The sequence below is a fragment of the Streptomyces roseoverticillatus genome (assembly GCF_000719265.1).
Lineage (GTDB): Bacteria > Actinomycetota > Actinomycetes > Streptomycetales > Streptomycetaceae > Streptomyces > Streptomyces roseoverticillatus.
The window spans coordinates 215,309-231,496 of the sequence record NZ_JOFL01000011.1 but is presented as its reverse complement, the minus strand read 5'-3'; the positions used below and the strand labels follow the sequence as shown (position 1 = coordinate 231,496).

At 71.4% G+C, this 16,188-nt stretch carries 14 protein-coding genes; 7 read left to right on the top strand and 7 right to left on the bottom strand.

Annotated elements, in window-relative coordinates; translation table 11 throughout:
• Positions 1 to 81 precede the first annotated feature (81 nt).
• Positions 82 to 2,253 (top strand): ATP-binding SpoIIE family protein phosphatase, encoded by a 2,172-nt coding sequence (locus IF61_RS0115220; RefSeq protein ID WP_030366921.1) that lies wholly within the window; start codon positions 82 to 84, stop codon positions 2,251 to 2,253.
• An 8-nt stretch (positions 2,254 to 2,261) separates the two neighbouring features.
• Here IF61_RS0115220 and IF61_RS0115215 read toward each other — a convergent pair whose 3' ends face one another.
• Together IF61_RS0115215 and IF61_RS0115210 are read right to left on the bottom strand one after the other, a co-directional pair.
• Complete coding sequence (locus IF61_RS0115215; protein ID WP_030366920.1) at positions 2,262 to 3,329, bottom strand: DUF2278 family protein; 1,068 nt, start codon at positions 3,327 to 3,329, stop codon at positions 2,262 to 2,264.
• A 121-nt stretch (positions 3,330 to 3,450) separates the two neighbouring features.
• Entirely contained in the window at positions 3,451 to 4,404 is a 954-nt protein-coding gene (locus IF61_RS0115210; protein ID WP_030366919.1) for a pirin family protein, read from the bottom strand.
• A 148-nt stretch (positions 4,405 to 4,552) separates the two neighbouring features.
• Between IF61_RS0115210 and IF61_RS0115205 the strand changes: the two genes are divergently transcribed.
• Positions 4,553 to 5,488: a trypsin-like serine peptidase gene (locus tag IF61_RS0115205; RefSeq protein ID WP_043189206.1), complete on the top strand. Its 936-nt coding sequence runs from the start codon at positions 4,553 to 4,555 to the stop codon at positions 5,486 to 5,488.
• 25 nt (positions 5,489 to 5,513) lie between these two features.
• Here IF61_RS0115205 and IF61_RS0115200 read toward each other — a convergent pair whose 3' ends face one another.
• Complete coding sequence (locus tag IF61_RS0115200) at positions 5,514 to 5,993, bottom strand: SseB family protein (RefSeq protein WP_030366917.1); 480 nt, start codon at positions 5,991 to 5,993, stop codon at positions 5,514 to 5,516.
• A gap of 152 nt (positions 5,994 to 6,145) precedes the next feature.
• On the opposite strand from IF61_RS0115200, the gene IF61_RS0115195 reads away from it, so the two are divergent.
• From IF61_RS0115195 to IF61_RS0115180, 4 genes are all read left to right on the top strand, one after another.
• The gene (locus IF61_RS0115195) at positions 6,146 to 7,972 is read left to right on the top strand and encodes an acyl-CoA dehydrogenase (RefSeq protein ID WP_030366916.1); all 1,827 of its coding nucleotides are present in this window, start codon (positions 6,146 to 6,148) and stop codon (positions 7,970 to 7,972) included.
• 120 nt (positions 7,973 to 8,092) lie between these two features.
• Positions 8,093 to 9,385, top strand: a complete 1,293-nt coding sequence (locus IF61_RS0115190) for a M18 family aminopeptidase (RefSeq protein WP_030366915.1) — start codon at positions 8,093 to 8,095, stop codon at positions 9,383 to 9,385.
• Positions 9,386 to 9,389: 4 nt separating this feature from the next.
• Positions 9,390 to 9,992 (top strand): DUF4232 domain-containing protein, encoded by a 603-nt coding sequence (locus IF61_RS33375; RefSeq protein WP_052392702.1) that lies wholly within the window; start codon positions 9,390 to 9,392, stop codon positions 9,990 to 9,992.
• Positions 9,993 to 10,079: 87 nt separating this feature from the next.
• A complete protein-coding gene (locus tag IF61_RS0115180) occupies positions 10,080 to 10,304 on the top strand; it encodes a hypothetical protein (protein ID WP_030366913.1) in 225 nt (74 codons plus the stop codon).
• Positions 10,305 to 10,401: 97 nt separating this feature from the next.
• Here the strand turns inward: IF61_RS0115180 and IF61_RS0115175 are convergent, their stop codons facing one another.
• Positions 10,402 to 12,198, bottom strand: coding sequence for an NHL domain-containing thioredoxin family protein (locus tag IF61_RS0115175; protein WP_030366912.1), 1,797 nt, complete (start codon positions 12,196 to 12,198; stop codon positions 10,402 to 10,404).
• Positions 12,199 to 12,260: 62 nt separating this feature from the next.
• Positions 12,261 to 13,049: a carbon-nitrogen family hydrolase gene (locus IF61_RS0115170; RefSeq protein WP_030366911.1), complete on the bottom strand. Its 789-nt coding sequence runs from the start codon at positions 13,047 to 13,049 to the stop codon at positions 12,261 to 12,263.
• A 148-nt stretch (positions 13,050 to 13,197) separates the two neighbouring features.
• Between IF61_RS0115170 and IF61_RS0115165 the strand changes: the two genes are divergently transcribed.
• Entirely contained in the window at positions 13,198 to 14,028 is an 831-nt protein-coding gene (locus IF61_RS0115165) for a maleylpyruvate isomerase family mycothiol-dependent enzyme (protein WP_030366910.1), read from the top strand.
• A gap of 78 nt (positions 14,029 to 14,106) precedes the next feature.
• Here the strand turns inward: IF61_RS0115165 and IF61_RS0115160 are convergent, their stop codons facing one another.
• Together IF61_RS0115160 and IF61_RS0115155 are read right to left on the bottom strand one after the other, a co-directional pair.
• Positions 14,107 to 15,444: an MFS transporter gene (locus tag IF61_RS0115160; RefSeq protein WP_030366909.1), complete on the bottom strand. Its 1,338-nt coding sequence runs from the start codon at positions 15,442 to 15,444 to the stop codon at positions 14,107 to 14,109.
• Between the two features lie 19 nt (positions 15,445 to 15,463).
• Positions 15,464 to 16,147 carry a GntR family transcriptional regulator gene (locus IF61_RS0115155; protein WP_030366908.1) on the bottom strand — a complete coding sequence of 228 codons (684 nt, stop codon included), beginning with the start codon at positions 16,145 to 16,147 and terminating at the stop codon, positions 15,464 to 15,466.
• Between the last annotated feature and the right edge of the window lie 41 nt (positions 16,148 to 16,188).

Genomic DNA, 16,188 nt, shown 5'->3' with positions numbered 1-16,188 from the left:
CAAGCGTACTGCGCGCTTGTGAAGATCCGCCCACCGTACCTTCGGTGGTACCCCTTGCGTAGACCTGCATAAAGTAGGGCAATGCGCACCGAGGACGTACTGGCCGCCACAGCGACCGGCCTGTGGCACTGGGACAACGCCACGCGCATCGCCACCTTCGACCCCGAAGCCTCCCGGCTGCTGGGCCTCCCCGCCACCCGTACGGAGCTGACCGAATCCGCGACGAGGGCGCGCTTCCACGCCGTGGACTGGGTGGAGGTCCAGGGCGTGATCAGCCTGGCCGTGGCCGAGGGCACGCTCACCGAGGCGCGGCTGCGGGTGGTCGACGACAAGGGCCGGGTGCTGCGGACGGTGCGCTGCCGGATGCGGCCGCAGCTGCGGGCCGCGGCCAAGGGCCGGGTGGACTTCGTGATGGTCGGCACGGTGCAGGAGGTGCCGGAGCCGCAGCCGGGCACGTCCGCGGCCCGTGCGCCGATGGTCACGGGCGACTGGCGGCGCAATAGAGAAGCGTTCCTGCTGGACGCGGGGCGGGCGCTCGCGGAGGCCCGCTCCACGGCCGAGGTGCTGCGGGTGGCGGCCGGGCTGTCGATGCCCGGCTTCGAGCCGTCGGGGCTCGCGGTCTTCAGCTCCGAGGGCGGCCGGGTGCGGGTGATCGGGCACCACGGGTACGCGCCCGGCAGCGCGGACCCGTTCCTCGACCTGCCCATGGACGCGGCCTACCCGGCGGCCGAGGTCATCCGCACCGGCCGGGGCATCTACCTGCCGTCGCCCGAGGACTACGAGCGCCGCTTCCCGGCCGCCTGGCAGGACGTCGCGCACTTCGGGCGGCAGTCGTGGGCGTTCCTGCCGCTGATCAACGCGGGGCAGGTCATCGGGGCGTGGATGGCCGGATTCAGCGTGCCGGTGTCCTTCACGCCCGACGAGCGGTCCGTGCTCACGACGGTGGCCCGCATGCTCGCGCAGGCCCTGAGCCGGGCGAGCGTGCACGAGTCCGAGCGGGAGCTCACCGTCGGCCTGCAGCGCTCCATGATGCCGACGCTGCAGCAGGACATCCCCGGCATGGCCGTCGCCGCGCGGTACGTGCCGACCGGCGGCGGGCTGGAGGTCGGCGGCGACTGGTATGACATGATCCCCCTCCCCCTCGGCAGGATCGCGCTCGTCATCGGCGACGTGCAGGGCCACGACGTGCGGGCCGCCGGGCTCATGGGCCAGCTGCGGATCGCCCTGCGCGCGTACGCCTCCGAAGGCCACCACCCCGACGCGGTCCTCTCCCGCGCCTCCCACTTCCTCGCCGGGATCAACGCCTCCGAGACCGAGGGCGAGGAGGGCGAACCGCGCTTCGCGACGTGCCTGTACATCGAGGTCGACCCGGAGAGCGGGCGGCTCGTCATCGCCCGGGCCGGCCACCCGAACCCGGCGATCCGGCTGAGCGACGGCACCATGCTCGTCCGCAACACGGCCGGCGGTCTGCCGCTCGGCATCGACCCCGACACCGACTACCCCACCACGCGGCTCGTCCTCGAACCCGGCGAGACCATGCTCGTCTGCACGGACGGGCTGATCGAGACGGGCGGACACGACCTGGACAGCGGCTGGAACCGGCTGCGCGAAGTGATCGAGGGACAGCCGCTCGACCTCGGCGGGGGCGGCGGCGGGCCCGACGGAAGCGATCTGGAAGCGCTCGCGGACGCCCTCGTCAAGGCCGTCCACGGCCCCTCCTCCCACTACACGACCGGGCCGCTCCTGGACCGCCGCGAGGACGACATCGCCGTCCTACTGCTCGCCCGCGAAGACGGTGCGGCGGGCGCCGGACCGGCGGCCGTGCCGCGCCCTGTGCGGCGCACGGTCCTCAGCATCGCCCAGGCCGAACCGGAACGGATCGCCGAGGCGCGGCAGCAGGTGCGCGACCTGATGCACGACTGGCCCGACGCCGACCAGACCGACTCCGCCGTCCTGATGGTCTCCGAGATGGTCACCAACGTCCTCGTCCACACCGACGGGGACGCGGTGCTCATCGCCCGCATCAGCGGCGAGCCCGGGGAGCGGTGCGTCCGCGTCGACGTCTCGGACAGCAGCGACGAACTGCCGCACCGGCGGCACCCCGGCGAGATGGCCTCCTCGGGCCGGGGCCTCGTCCTGATGGAGATCCTCGCGGGGGCGTGGGGAGTGGACCCGCGGGGCGAGGGCAAGAACATCTGGTTCGAGCTGTACGAGAAGGACGGCGAGGCGGTCGCGTCGATGGCGGTGCGGTAGCGGAACACTCAGAACGTAGCCGTCCACCCCACTTGCCGGACCTGCTCGTCGGTGTAGGCGACGCCGTGCACCTTGAGCCCCGACGGATCGATCAGGCTGACCGCTCCCCCCTCACGGCTGAGCCGGAACCCATTGCCCCCGGCGACGGTGAAGGTGGTTCCGGGGGCGAGGGAGTACGCCGGGAGCGGGCGCAGGTGCCCCCTGCCGTCGGCGAGCCGCCAGCCCCGCATGTCGATGGGGCCGGGGGAGGCGTTGAGCAGGGTGACGGACTCGGCGTCCGGCCCCGGAGCCGGCGCGCCGATCCGGGCGGCCACGATGCGCAGCGGGGCCTCCAGTTGCCTGGACCAGAGCGGTCCGCCCGGTGCGGCAAGGGTGTGCCCCGTGGTGTCGTCGGTGTGCCAGGCCTGTGACTGGAAGGCCAGGAAGACCGCCACCCAGCGCGCCTCGGCGGTCAAGTGGAACAGCAGTCCGCCGTCCTGCCACACGCCGTCGTCCGGGCGGAACTCCTCGACGTTGCCCTGGTTCATGTGCACGTCGTGGACACCGATGACCGCCGGGTGCGCGCCTCCGGCCCGGGAGGCCCTTCCGGACCGGGAGGCCCTTCCGGACCGGAGCCGGAGGATCCTGCCGAGCACGGAGCGCTTGCGCCCGAACCCCTGGCCGAACACGTAGACGGCCACCGTGGGATCGGCGATCGCGCGCTCCACGTAGTGGTCCAGGAAATCGGAGAGGTCGTTGTCCACGCCGGGGCGGTCCGGCGGCAGCGGACGCATCAGCGACGGAGTGAAGAGATTGCCGCGGACGAAGTCGAGGGCGCCCGTGCCCGCCTGCGAGCCGAGCGGCGTCCATCCGCTCCCCGCCGGCGGGAGGAGCCGCGTCACCGGGTGGCGGAAGTCGTCGTCCGCCAGGTACAGCAGCTCGGACGGGGCCACTTTGGACAGGACGTTCACCGGGGCCTGATAGGTGACGCCGCCGTTGTCCTTGAGGAAGAGCTGGTAGTGCGGCGAGCGGGTGCCGCCCTCCCGACGTCGGTCGGTGGCACGGCCCGCCAGCACGCCGTACGGACTGATCGGCATGGCTGGGCCTCCGTTCCTGGAGGGATCACTTCCGGAGGCGTCCGCCGAGGACCCCCGGCCCTTCCACCCTGCGCCCACCGGAGGCCCGGCACCACTCGGCCGCGTGGAGCCGGGCCCGCCGTCAGCCGGCGTCGGCAGGGATGACCCCCAGCCGTCCCGCCTGGTAGTCGTCGAAGGCCTGGGCCAGTTCGGCGTGGGTGTTCATGACGAACGGGCCGTAGTGCTGCATGGGCTCACGGATCGGCCGCCCGCCCAGCAGCACGACCTCGAACCGCTCGCTGCGCGAGTCCTGCTTCTCCGCGGCCCGTATCGTCAGGGAGTCTCCGTCGCCGAAGACGACCGTCTGTCCCGCCCCGAACGGACGCCCCTCCGCACCGGCCGCGCCGTGCCCGGCGAGCCCGTACGCCAGCGCGTTGAAGTCGGACCGCCACGGCAGCGTGACCTCCGCCCCGGGGGTCACGGAGGCGTGGATCATCGTGATCGGGGTGTGCGTCGCGCCGGGCCCGGCGTGGCCCGCCACGTCGCCCGCGATGAGCCGCAGCAGCGCGCCGCCGTCCTCCGACGCCAGCAGCTTCACGCTGCCGCCGCGGATGTCCTGGTACTTCGGCGCGATCATCTTGTCCTCGGCCGGCAGGTTCACCCACAGCTGCAGGCCGTGGAAGAGGCCGCCGCTCATGACGAGCTCTTCCGGCGGGGTCTCGATGTGCAGCAGGCCGGAGCCGGCCGTCATCCACTGCGTGTCACCGTCCGTGATGACGCCGCCGCCCCCGTGCGAGTCGCGGTGCACGAACGTGCCGTCGATGATGTAGGTCACCGTCTCGAACCCGCGGTGCGGGTGCCAGGGGGTCCCCTTCGGCTCACCGGCCGCGTAGTCCACCTCGCCCATCTGGTCCATCATGATGAACGGGTCCAGGTACTTGTAATTGATCCCCGCGAAGGCCCTGCGCACGGGGAATCCCTCGCCCTCGAACCCCGACGGGGCCGTGCCGACGTACAGCACCGGCCGCTGCGGGGCGCCCGCCGCGGCGGTGACGCGCGGCAGGGTCAACGGGTTCTCGACGGTCACTGCTGGCATGACGACCTCCTCGGTTCGTTCACGTTCAAGTTAGTTGAAGGGTGAACAACCTGCAAGGACCGCGCATTCCCGCCCCGCGTTCCCGCCGCTCATTCCCGCCGCGCGACCACCCGCCCGGCACGCCCGCCGGATCATGGACACTGGATCAATGCGCCAGAACGCCAGCGGGCCCCGCCCGGCCGCCGTCACCGCCCTCGTCGCCGCGGTCCTGGCGCTGACCGCCGCCGGCCTGGTCGTGGCGCACCAGGGCCTGGCCACGGACTCCCCCGTGGCCGACGGCGACGCCTCGGGGCACTACGCCCAGCCGGAGGCGCAGGGGGACGAGACGGCGGAGGCGATGCGCCCGGCCGTCCGCAGCGAGAACGGCACGGCGCCCCTCAAGCCCGCGAGCAGCGGCAGGACCGACCCGCTCCCCACCTCCGACCCCCTGCGCGCCGCCGAGTCCGCGCCCTCGCCGGCCGTCGGGCCGCTGTTCTACACGGGCCAGGGCGCGCCGGGGCACGGCTGCAGCGCGAGCGTCGTGCACAGCCCGAAGGGCGATCTGATCGTCACCGCGGCGCACTGCGTGTACCAGGACGGCTTCCGCACGGACATCGCGTTCGTGCCGGGGTACCGCGACGGCGTCGCGCCGTACGGGGTGTGGGTGCCGGCGTCCGTGGACATCGACCCGGAGTGGGCGGCCGACCGCGACCCGGACCACGACGTGGCGTTCCTGCGGGTGCGCCGCCCGGGCGCGGACACCAGGGCGCTAGAGCAGGTCACCGGCGCGGAGCGGATCCGCTTCCGGCCGCCGGTCGGGCGGCAGGCGCGGGTGACGGGCTACCCGGTGACCGAGGAGCGCCCGGTCTCCTGCCAGAACGCCACGCGGTCCTTCAGCCCCACCCAGCTGCGGTTCGACTGCGCGGGCCTCCCCAACGGCACGAGCGGCGGGCCCTTCCTCACGGACGTCGACCCCGCGACCGGCCTGGGCACGGTCAACGGGGTCGTGGGCGGCCACGACGAGGGCGGCGACGAGGAGACGTCGTACAGCTCGTACTTCGGCGACGGGACCGAGTCCCTCTACCGGAGGGCGACGGCGTCCTGATCCCGGGGCGCCGGCCCGGGCGCTCTCAGCCGTAGAGCCTGCGCATCGTGAAGTCCACCATCTGCTCGACCGCCTTGGCGTCGAACACCATGCGGTGGTCGCCCTCGATGTCGAGCACGAAGCCGTACCCCGTCGGGAGGAGGTCGATCACCTCCGCGCCCGTGATGACGAAGTACTTGGACTCCTTGCCCGCGTACCGCCGCAGCTCCTTCAGCGACGTGAACATGGGGATCACCGGCTGCTGTGTGTTGTGCAGCGCGAGGAAGCCGGGGTTGTCGCCGCGGGGGCAGTAGACCTTCGACGTGGAGAAGACCGTCTGGAAGTCCTCCGCGGACATCGAGCCGGTGGTGAAGGCCCGCACCGCGTCCGCAAGCGACGGAGGAGACGGCTCCGGATAGAGCGGCTGTTCGCCGTAGACACCGGGGCCGCCGTGCTGCTGCGGCGGCGGTGGCGGCGGCGGCGGCGCGTAACCCTGCGTGCCCGCGTTCTGGTCGTAGCCGTACATGCGCCAAAGCGTAGCGGCGTACGCCGTCGATTGAGACTGGTCACAGTCGGTCGGACAGGGGTTGCGTCTTATTACCGGTGGGTAGCATCATGCAGATTACTGCCCGGTACGTATTTGAGGGTTCATCCTCCCAGTCCTACGGAGCCGTTGTCATGGGCCACTACAAGTCGAATCTCCGCGACATCGAGTTCAACCTCTTCGAGGTTCTCGGCCGCGACAAGCTGTACGGCACCGGCCCGTTCGCGGAGATGGACGTCGAGACCGCCAAGGACATCCTGTCGGAGATCACGCGCCTCTCGGAGAACGAGCTGGCCGATTCCTTCGCCGACACGGACCGCAACCCGCCGGTCTTCGACCCGGACACCAACACCGCCCCGGTTCCGGACACCTTCAAGAAGAGCTACCAGGCCTACATGGACGCCGAGTGGTGGCGCCTCGGCATCCCGGAGGAGATCGGCGGCACCACCGCGCCCCGCTCCCTGATCTGGGCCTACGCCGAGTCGATCCTGGGCTCCAACCCGGCCATCTGGATGTACTCCTCGGGCCCGGCCTTCGCCGGCATCCTCTTCGAGGAGGGCACCGAGCAGCAGAAGCACATCGCGAAGATCGCGGTGGAGAAGCAGTGGGGCTCCACCATGGTGCTGACCGAGCCGGACGCCGGCTCGGACGTGGGCGCCGGCCGCACCAAGGCCGTCCAGCAGGAGGACGGCTCCTGGCACATCGAGGGCGTGAAGCGCTTCATCACCTCGGGTGAGCACGACATGGCGGAGAACATCCTCCACTACGTCCTCGCCCGCCCCGAGGGCGCCGGCCCCGGCACCAAGGGCCTCTCCCTCTTCCTCGTGCCGAAGTACGAGTTCGACTTCGAGACCGGCGAGCTGGGCGAGCGCAACGGCGTCTACGCGACCAACGTCGAGCACAAGATGGGCCTCAAGGCCTCCAACACGTGCGAGATGACCTTCGGCGACAAGCACCCCGCCAAGGGCTGGCTCATCGGCGAGAAGCACGACGGCATCCGCCAGATGTTCATGATCATCGAGTTCGCCCGGATGATGGTCGGCACGAAGGCCATCGCCACCCTCTCCACCGGCTACCTCAACGCGCTGGAGTACGCCAAGGAGCGCGTGCAGGGCCCGGACCTGGCCAACTTCATGGACAAGACCGCGCCCAAGGTCACCATCACGCACCACCCCGACGTGCGCCGCTCGCTGATGACGCAGAAGGCGTACGCCGAGGGCATGCGCGCCCTCGTCCTCTACACCGCCTCCGTCCAGGACGAGATCATGGTCAAGGAGGCCGCGGGCGAGGACGCCAAGGCGCTGCACGGCCTCAACGACCTGCTCCTGCCGATCGTCAAGGGCTACGGCTCCGAGAAGTCCTACGAGCAGCTCGCCCAGTCCCTGCAGACCTTCGGCGGCTCCGGGTACCTGCAGGAGTACCCGATCGAGCAGTACATCCGCGACTCGAAGATCGACACCCTCTACGAGGGCACCACGGCGATCCAGGGCCAGGACTTCTTCTTCCGGAAGATCGTCCGTGACCAGGGCCAGGCCCTGAACACCCTCTCCGAGGAGATCAAGAAGTTCCTGGCCTCCGAGGCCGGCGGCGAGGACCTGGCCGGCGCCCGCGGCGCGCTCGCCAAGGCCGCCGTGGACCTGGAGGCGATCGTCGGCAAGATGATCACCGACCTCACCGCCACCGGCGAGGACGTCAAGAACATCTACAAGGTCGGCCTGAACACCACCCGCCTGCTGCTCGCCTCCGGCGACGTCGTCATCTCCTACCTGCTCCTCAAGGGCGCGGCCGTGGCCGCCGAGAAGCTGGACGGCGCCTCCGCCAAGGACAAGGCGTTCTACACCGGCAAGATCGCGGCGGCGAAGTTCTTCGTCTCCGACATCCTGCCGCGCGTCTCCGTCGAGCGCGCGCTCGCCGAGGCCGTGGACAACTCCCTCATGGAGCTGGACGAGGCCGCTTTCTAAGGCTGTCATGGAGCTGGACGAAGCCGCCTTCTAAGGCTGTTGAGGTCCGTGTGACAAACGGGGCAAGAGCCCGGGCGCAAACCCCCGCCCGGCTCTTGCCCTGATCCTTATCCTGAGGCCATGAGCTCTGCGCACCGCTTCGACCGCGGCCACACCGACGACCTGATGACGTTCCTCGCCGCCAGCCCCTCCCCCTACCACGCGGTGGCCAACACCGCCGAGCGGCTGGAGAAGGCGGGCTTCCGCCAGGTCGCGGAGACCGACGCGTGGGACGCCACGACCGGCGGCAAGTACGTGACGCGCGGCGGCGCGATCATCGCCTGGTACGTGCCGGAGGGCGCGACGCCCGCCAGCCCCTTCCGGATCGTCGGCGCGCACACCGACTCCCCCAACCTGCGCGTCAAGCCGCTGCCGGACACCGGCTCCGCGGGCTGGCGCCAGGTCGCCGTCGAGCTGTACGGCGGCACGCTCCTCAACACCTGGCTGGACCGCGACCTCGGCCTCTCCGGCCGGGTCACCCTGCGGGACGGCAGCCACCGCCTCGTCAACGTCGACCGCCCGCTGCTGCGCGTCCCCCAGCTGGCGATCCACCTCGACAGAGGCGTCAACCAGGACGGCCTCAAGCTCGACAAGCAGAAGCACATGACCCCGATCTGGGGCCTGGGCAAGCCGAACGAGGGCGACCTGATCCGCTTCGTGGCCGGGGAAATCAGCATCACCGCCGAGGAGATCACGGGCTGGGACCTGATGGTCCACAGCGTGGAGCCGCCGGCCTACCTGGGCCGCGACCAGGAGCTCCTCGCGGGCCCCCGCATGGACAACCTGCTGTCCGTCCACGCCGGCGTGGCCGCCCTGATCGCCGCCACCGCCTCCGAGGGCCTCCCGTACATCCCCGTCCTCGCCGCGTTCGACCACGAGGAGAACGGCAGCCAGTCCGACACGGGCGCGGAGGGCCCCCTCCTGGGCAATGTGCTGGAACGATCCGTCTTCGCCCGCGGCGGCACGTACGAGGACAAGGCCCGCGCCTTCGCCGGCACGATCTGCCTGTCCTCGGACACCGGCCACGCGGTCCACCCCAACTACACGGAGCGCCACGAGCCGGGCCACCACCCGGTGCCGAACGGCGGCCCCATCCTCAAGGTCAACGTCAACCAGCGCTACGCCACGGACGGCAGCGGCCGGGCGGTGTTCGCCGCGGCGTGCGAGCGGGCGGGCGTGCCGTGGCAGCACTTCGTGTCCAACAACGCCATGCCCTGCGGCACGACGATCGGCCCGATCACGGCGGCGCGGCACGGCATCGCCACGGTGGACATCGGCGTGGCCTGCCTGTCGATGCACTCGGCGCGGGAGCTGTGCGGGGCGGACGACCCGTACCTGCTGGCGGCGGCGCTCACGGCGTTCCTGGAAGGCTGAGCCGTTGAAGCACCACCGCATCTGGACCGCGGCGGCCCTGGCCGTAACGGCGACCCTCACGCTGACGGCGTGCGGAAGCAAGAACGACAAGAACGACAAGGCGGACACGAAAGACGGACCGTCGGCCACAGCCCCCTCAGCCGAAGAAGGAGAGCCGGGCGAGGAGGAGGACGACAAGCCCCAGGACAAGGGCGACGCCTGCGCGCCCTCCGACATGAAGGTCGAGGCCGGGCCGCAGTCCGGCAAGATCCTGCTCGTGGCGACGAACACCGGCAAGAAGCCGTGCACGGCCTACGGCTTCCCCTACATCCGCTTCGACCAGGACCAGGCGACGGCGGGCGTGGGCGAGGAGACCAAGCCGAAGGCGCCGGTCAAGGTAGCGCCGGGGAAGTCCGCCTACGCGGCCGTGACACCCACCGCACCGGACGGCTCGGGCGGCCCGGGCCGCGACGCGAAGAAACTGACGGTGACCTTCCAAACGGCCGGCGGTGACCCCCTGCAGGGCGACCCGGCAGCGCCCGCCCTCCCGGGCGGCACCCTCCACGTGGACGACCAGGCCCGCGCCACGTACTGGCTGCCGGACGAGGCCGCCGCGCTCAAGGGCTGACGCCTTCCCCCCGATTGGCGGTTCCGGTCCGGGGTACGCGATGCGTGCCGGCACCGGAACAGCCAATCGGATACGGAGGCTTGAGCCATGGGCATGGGATGGTGCATCGGTCTGATCGGGATCGGGGCGATCCTCACGTTCGCGGTCGACTGGCACGTCGACGGCATGAACGTCCCGCTGGTGGGACTGATCCTGATGGCGGTCGGCTTCATCGGCACCGCCGCCTACGTCAGCATCTACAAACGCCGCAGGACCCAGCCCCCGCCGCCGGCCGCGCCCGTGGTGGAGGAGGACCACCGCTTCATCCGCTGAGTCCTCTCGGCCCGCGGCCGGCGACGTGCCGGAGGGCCGGAGGGCCGGAGGGCCGGAGCCCTGCCCCGGAGGCCCCCGGCCCGGCCCGCCCGACGCGTCAGCCGTCCAGCCCCGCAAGGACCAGCGGCAACCGCTCCGCACCGCCGGCCACGACCCGCACGGGCACTCCCCAGTCGTTCTGGTGCATGTGGCACGCCGGGTATTCGTTCGCCGGATCGTCGTCACACGACGCCGCCATGGCCGAGACGTGCAGGATGCCCTCGGTCACGCCCTCCGCCAGCACCAGATCGCGCCCGAGGTCCGTACCCGTCCCCGCGCCCTCCGCCAGGAGCTCCGGAGGGGTGGAGCTGACGATCAGCCGCGTCGACGGCCCGTACCGCGTGTCGAGCTTCTGCCCCGCCGGCGCGGAGAAGACGACGTCGACCCGCAGCCGCCCGGGCGCCACGTCCGTCGCGGCCCGCTGCGTCTGATGGGCGACTGCCTCCACCCGTACCGCGGACTCCGGCAGCCGCAGCCGCGTGAGCCGGTGCCGGGCGGACTCGACCACCACGACGTCGTCCCCGACGAGCACCGCGTCGGACGGCTCCCGCAGGTCCGTGGCGAGCGTCGTCACCTCGCCGCTCGCCGGGTCGTAGCGCCGCAGCGCGTGGTTGTACGTGTCGGCGATGGCGACGGACCCGTCGGGGAGGGCGGTGACGCCGAGCGGGTGCTGCAGCAGGGCCTGCACCGCGTCCCCGTCGCGGTGCCCGAAGTCGAACAGGCCCTTGCCGACGGCCGTGTGCACGAACCCGTCACGGTCGACCCACCGCACGGCGGATCCCTCGGAGTCGGCGACCCACAGCCGCTCGCCGTCGGCCGACGCGGCGAGCCCGGAGGGCTGGGCGAACCAGGCTTCGCGCAGCGGCCCGTCGACGATGCCCTCGTTGGTCGTGCCGGCGGCGGCCTCGACCGTTCCGCTCTCGGGGTCGTACGTCCAGAGCTGGTGCACTCCGGCCATGGCGATCCACAGCCGCTCGTCGAACCAGGCGACGTCCCAGGGGGAGGAGAGTGAGACTTCGAGGGCGGGCCCGGACGTGGGCTGTCCCTGCATCCACTGCCGCCCGGTGCCGGCGATGGTGGTCACGACACCGGTCTCCGGGTCGTAGGCCCGCAGCGCGTGGTTGACGGTGTCGGCGACGACGACCTTGCCGTCGGGCAGCAGGGCGAGCCCCTGGGGCTCGTTGAACGACCCGGCCCCGAACCCCCGCTCGCCGCTGCCGATCCGCCGGACGACGGTCTCACCGTCGTCCGCCATCTCCACCAGCTGGTGCCGCGTGGAGTCGGACACCAGGAACCCACCGCCGGGCAGCACAACCGCCTTCCCCGGGAACCGAAGATCCGTGGCCTCCGGCTCGGGCGCCACGTACGGCCCGTCCCCCCGCCGCAGCGTCCCCTTCGCGCCGTGCTCGGCCTCCAGCTCGGCGACAAGCGCTTCCAGGGCGTGGGCGTGGCCCTCGCCGGAGTGCTGGGCGACGACGTACCCCTCGGGGTCGATCACCACGAGCGTGGGCCAGGCCCGCACGGCGTACTGCTTCCACGTCGCGAGCTCGGGGTCGTCGAGGACGGGGTGCTCTACCCCGTACCGCTCGACGGCGTCGACGACGGCCTGGTGCTCGGCCTCGTGGACGAACTTCGGCGAGTGCACACCGATGATCACCACGGTGTCGCGGTGCTTCTCCTCCAGCTCGCGCAGCTCGTCGAGGACGTGCAGGCAGTTCACACAGCAGAACGTCCAGAAGTCGAGGATGACGATGCGTCCTCGCAGGTCAGCGAGGGAAAGGTCAACATTGCCGGTGTTCAGCCAGCCGCCCTTGCCGATGAGTTCGGGGGCGCGGACACGTACGCGAGGGGCCATACCGCCATCAAACAACACCGGCCACAGCAGGCATTCCCCCGCCCGGGGAATGACACACGGCGTTAATGTCCGCGGACGCCGAGAACCCGGTCCTTGAGCGCCGGAAACTCCTCGCGGACCCGCGCCACCCGCGCCGGGTCGAGGTCGACGGCGAGCACTTCCTCACCCGCCCCCGCCTCGCCGACCACATCCCCCCAGGGATCGACCACGACACTGTGGCCGGCCTGCTCCACCCCCGCGTGCGTGCCGGCCGTGCCGCAGGCCAGCACGTAGGCCTGGTTCTCGACGGCCCGCGCGCGGGCGAGCAGCGACCAGTGGGCGCGCCGCCGCTCGGGCCATCCGGCCGGTACGACGAACATCTGGGCGCCGCGGTCGACGAGGGCGCGGAAGAGCTCGGGAAACCGCAGGTCGTAGCAGGTGGCCAGGCCTGCCACGGCGCCCGGCAGCGCCACCGTGACCGGCTCCGCCCCCGCGGCCATGGTCACGGCCTCGCCCTTGTCGAAGCCGAAACGGTGGATCTTCCGGTACGTCCGCACGAGTTCGCCGGCCGGGGAGAAGACCAGGGAGGTGTTGTACAAGGCGCCGCCGGCGTCCCGCTCGACGATCGACCCGGCGTGCAACCAGACAGCCGCGTCACGCGCAGCAGCAGACATGGCACGAACCGTGGGACCGTCCAACGGTTCCGCCTCGGCTGCGAACGACTCGAAGGCGAAAGCGCCCACGTGCCACAGCTCGGGCAGGACGACCAGATCGCTGCCCGCCTGCTCCCGCACCAGCGCCGCCGCGCGATCCCGCCGCCGGGCGACCGGCTCCGCCGGATCGACGTTTATCTGAATCAGGGAAGCACGCACAGTACCCACCACTCTCAGCACACGAAACCTCTGCCGGGTCACCCGCGCGCAGCGTAACTTAACTAACGCACCCGCATCAGGAACGCCCACGCCCTACGCACTCGCATCAGGAACGCCCACGCACCCGCCGCACCGCCCGAGGGATCACGTGACCGTCCACCCGAATCTTCAGCCGGCCATCGACGCCTGGACCCACTCCATCGAAGCGATCAACGACTTGGTGAAACCGCTCGCCGAGAGCGACTGGAACCGGGCCACCGAGTGCCCCGGGTGGTCGGTGCGCGACGTCGTCTCGCACGTCATCGGCGTGGAGACCGAAATGCTGGGTGAGCCGCGGCCGATCCACACGCTGCCGCGCGACCTCTTCCACGTCACCGACGAGTTCTCCCGCTACAACGAGGTGCAGGTGGACGTGCGGCGCTGTCACACCGCGCTGGAGATGACGTCGGAGCTGGAGCTCATCGTCATCCGCCGCTCCCGCCAGCTGCGCAACGAGACGCGCGGCCCGCAGACGGCGATCCGCTGGCCGCTCGGCTCCGGCAACGAGCAGCCGCTCGAACGCGCCCTGGTGGTACGGGCCTTCGACGTGTGGACGCACGAGCAGGACCTGCGCCGCGCGCTCGGCATGCCCGGCAACCTGGACTCGCCCGCCGCGGTCATCTGCCGGGACTTCCTGCTCGGCGCGCTGCCGAGGGTCGTGGCCAAGGACGCCGGCGCGCCGCCGGGATCGACGGTCGTCTTCGACGTGCACGGCCCGCTGGAGTTCCTGCGGACCGTGCGCGTCGACCAGCAGGGGCGGGGAACGATCGACGGCAGCGTGTCGCTGGGCCCGGCGGTCACGTTCGCGATGGACTGGGAGACGTACGCCCGGCTGGCGTGCGGCCGGGTGCGGCCGGAGGCGGCGCTGGGGCGGATCAAGGTGGAGGGGGAGCCGGACCTGGCGGAGGCGATCCTCAGGGAGTTCGCGATCACGCCGTAGGACCGGCGCTCGCCCCGAGGCACCCGGAGCACCCGGAGTACCCGGAGTACCCGAGAGACCACGCCGTAGGACCGGCGGTTACGCCGTGGACCCCGGCGAAACCGCCGGCACGTGCACCGTCTCCACCCGCGAAGCCACCACCCGCTCCTGCTCCCGCCGCTGCGCGCGCGTGCGCAGCCGCAGGATCTGGGACAGGCCGAGCGCTTCCAGGACGAAGACGGAGCAGAAGGCGAGGCGGTAGTCGTCCCCGGTGGCGTCGAGCAGGACGCCCACGGCCAGCAGCGTGGTGATGGAGGCGATGAAGCCGCCCATGTTGACGATGCCGGAGGCGGTGCCCTGGCGCTCGGGCGGGTTCGCGGGGCGGGCGAAGTCGAAGCCGATCATCGAGGCGGGGCCGCACGCGCCGAGCATGACGCATTCGGTCACGAGCAGCCACACGGGCGCGTGGGCGCCGGGCCAGCCGGCCACGGCGGCCCACAGCAGGGCGGTCGCGCCGACCGTGCCGAGCGCGAGCGGCAGCCGGGCCGCGTGGTGGCGGGCGATGATCTGCCCGTAGACGAGCCCGACGGCCATGTTGGAGAGCACGACGACGGTCAGCAGCAGGCCCGCGGTCTCCCGCGAGAGGCCCTCCGCCTCGACCAGGAACGGCATGCCCCACAGGAGCAGGAAGACCATGGCCGGGAACTGGGACGTGAAGTGCACCCACATGCCGAGCCGGGTGCCGGGCTCCCGCCACGTCAGGGCGATCTGGCGCCGGACGAAGCCCCTGCCGCCTCCGTTTCCGTCTCCGTGCGCGGCCGGCGGCGGCTCGTGGCCCTCCGGGTGGTCCTTCAGGAACAGCAGCGTCAGGAGGAGGACGAGGATGCCCGCCGCGGCGCTGCCGCCGAACGTGGCGGTCCAGCCGGCGCCGTGGAGCAGCCGGGCGAGGACCATGGTGGAGACGAGGTTGCCCGCCATCCCGAACAGCGCCGCCACCTGCGCGATCAGCGGGCCGCGGCGGGCGGGGAACCAGCGCGCGCCGAGCCGGAGCACGCTGATGAACGTCATCGCGTCGCCGCAGCCGAGCAGGGCGCGGCTGGCGAGGGCCGTGCCGTACGTGTGGGAGAGGGCGAAGGCGAGCTGCCCGGCAGTGAACAGGACGGCGCCGAGCGCCAGCACCTTCTTCGTGCCCAGCCGGTCGACCATCAGGCCGACGGGTATCTGCATGCCCGCGTAGACGAGCAGCTGGAGTATGGAGAACGTCGACAGCGCGGACGCGTTGATGTGGAAGCGCTCGGCGGCGTCGATGCCGGCGACGCCGAGGCTCGTACGGAAGATGATGGCGACGAAGTAGACCCCGACGCCCAGACCCCAGACGGCGACCGCGCGCCGTCCGCCGGGTGGGTCGCCGGGCAGCGCTGCGGCCCCCTGACTCATCGGTGCTCCCCCCACTCGTTCATCGGATCTCGCCCTGGGCGAGGTTGCGCACCCAGCTCACGTGCTGGTCGATGACGGCGACGGCGGCCTCGGCGTCACCGGCGCGCAGCGCTTCGAGGATCTCGGTGTGCTCGCTGTGGTTCTTGGCGATGCGGTCGGGGTGGGCGTGCATCACGGCCACCCCCATCCGCAGCTGACGGTCGCGCAGCTGGTCGTAGAGCCGGGAGAGGATCTCGTTGCCGGCGCTGCGCACGATCTCGGCGTGGAAGGCGCGGTCGCTGACGGAGACCGCGGCCAGGTCACCGGCCGCTGCCTGGCGTCTCATGTCGTCGAGCAGCTCTTCCAGGCGGGCGATGAGCAGCGCGGAGGCGGGTACGGCCTTGGCCGCCGCGTACTTCTCGACGAGCAGCCGGGTCTCGACGACGTCGGCGATCTCCTGTGCGGAGACGGGCAGGACGAGGGCGCCCTTCTTCGGGTAGAGCTTGATCAGCCCTTCGGCCTCCAGCCGGAGCAGGGCTTCGCGCACGGGGGTGCGGGACACCCCGACGGCCTCGGCCAGATCCCCCTCGGTGAGCAGCGTGCCGCCTTCGTAACGGCGGTGCAGGACGGCTTCCTTGATGTGCGTGTAGACACGCTCGGCGGCGGGAGGCTGCTTGCTCTGCTTGGTCTGCTTGATCGCAACGGAGGGAGTGGCGGTTGGCATGAACACAGCTTAGATACAAGATATATACGCAGAAAGAGGGG

Bases quoted from the DNA above. Each gene is read 5' to 3' on its own strand.
- IF61_RS0115220 (WP_030366921.1), top strand. From the start codon at position 82: ATGCGCACCGAGGACGTACTGGCCGCCACAGCGACCGGCCTGTGGCAC.
- IF61_RS0115215 (WP_030366920.1), bottom strand. From the start codon at position 3,329: ATGCCGATCAGTCCGTACGGCGTGCTGGCGGGCCGTGCCACCGACCGA.
- IF61_RS0115210 (WP_030366919.1), bottom strand. From the start codon at position 4,404: ATGCCAGCAGTGACCGTCGAGAACCCGTTGACCCTGCCGCGCGTCACC.
- IF61_RS0115205 (WP_043189206.1), top strand. From the start codon at position 4,553: ATGCGCCAGAACGCCAGCGGGCCCCGCCCGGCCGCCGTCACCGCCCTC.
- IF61_RS0115200 (WP_030366917.1), bottom strand. From the start codon at position 5,993: ATGTACGGCTACGACCAGAACGCGGGCACGCAGGGTTACGCGCCGCCG.
- IF61_RS0115195 (WP_030366916.1), top strand. From the start codon at position 6,146: ATGGGCCACTACAAGTCGAATCTCCGCGACATCGAGTTCAACCTCTTC.
- IF61_RS0115190 (WP_030366915.1), top strand. From the start codon at position 8,093: ATGAGCTCTGCGCACCGCTTCGACCGCGGCCACACCGACGACCTGATG.
- IF61_RS0115180 (WP_030366913.1), top strand. From the start codon at position 10,080: ATGGGCATGGGATGGTGCATCGGTCTGATCGGGATCGGGGCGATCCTC.
- IF61_RS0115175 (WP_030366912.1), bottom strand. From the start codon at position 12,198: ATGGCCCCTCGCGTACGTGTCCGCGCCCCCGAACTCATCGGCAAGGGC.
- IF61_RS0115160 (WP_030366909.1), bottom strand. From the start codon at position 15,444: ATGAGTCAGGGGGCCGCAGCGCTGCCCGGCGACCCACCCGGCGGACGG.
- IF61_RS0115155 (WP_030366908.1), bottom strand. From the start codon at position 16,147: ATGCCAACCGCCACTCCCTCCGTTGCGATCAAGCAGACCAAGCAGAGC.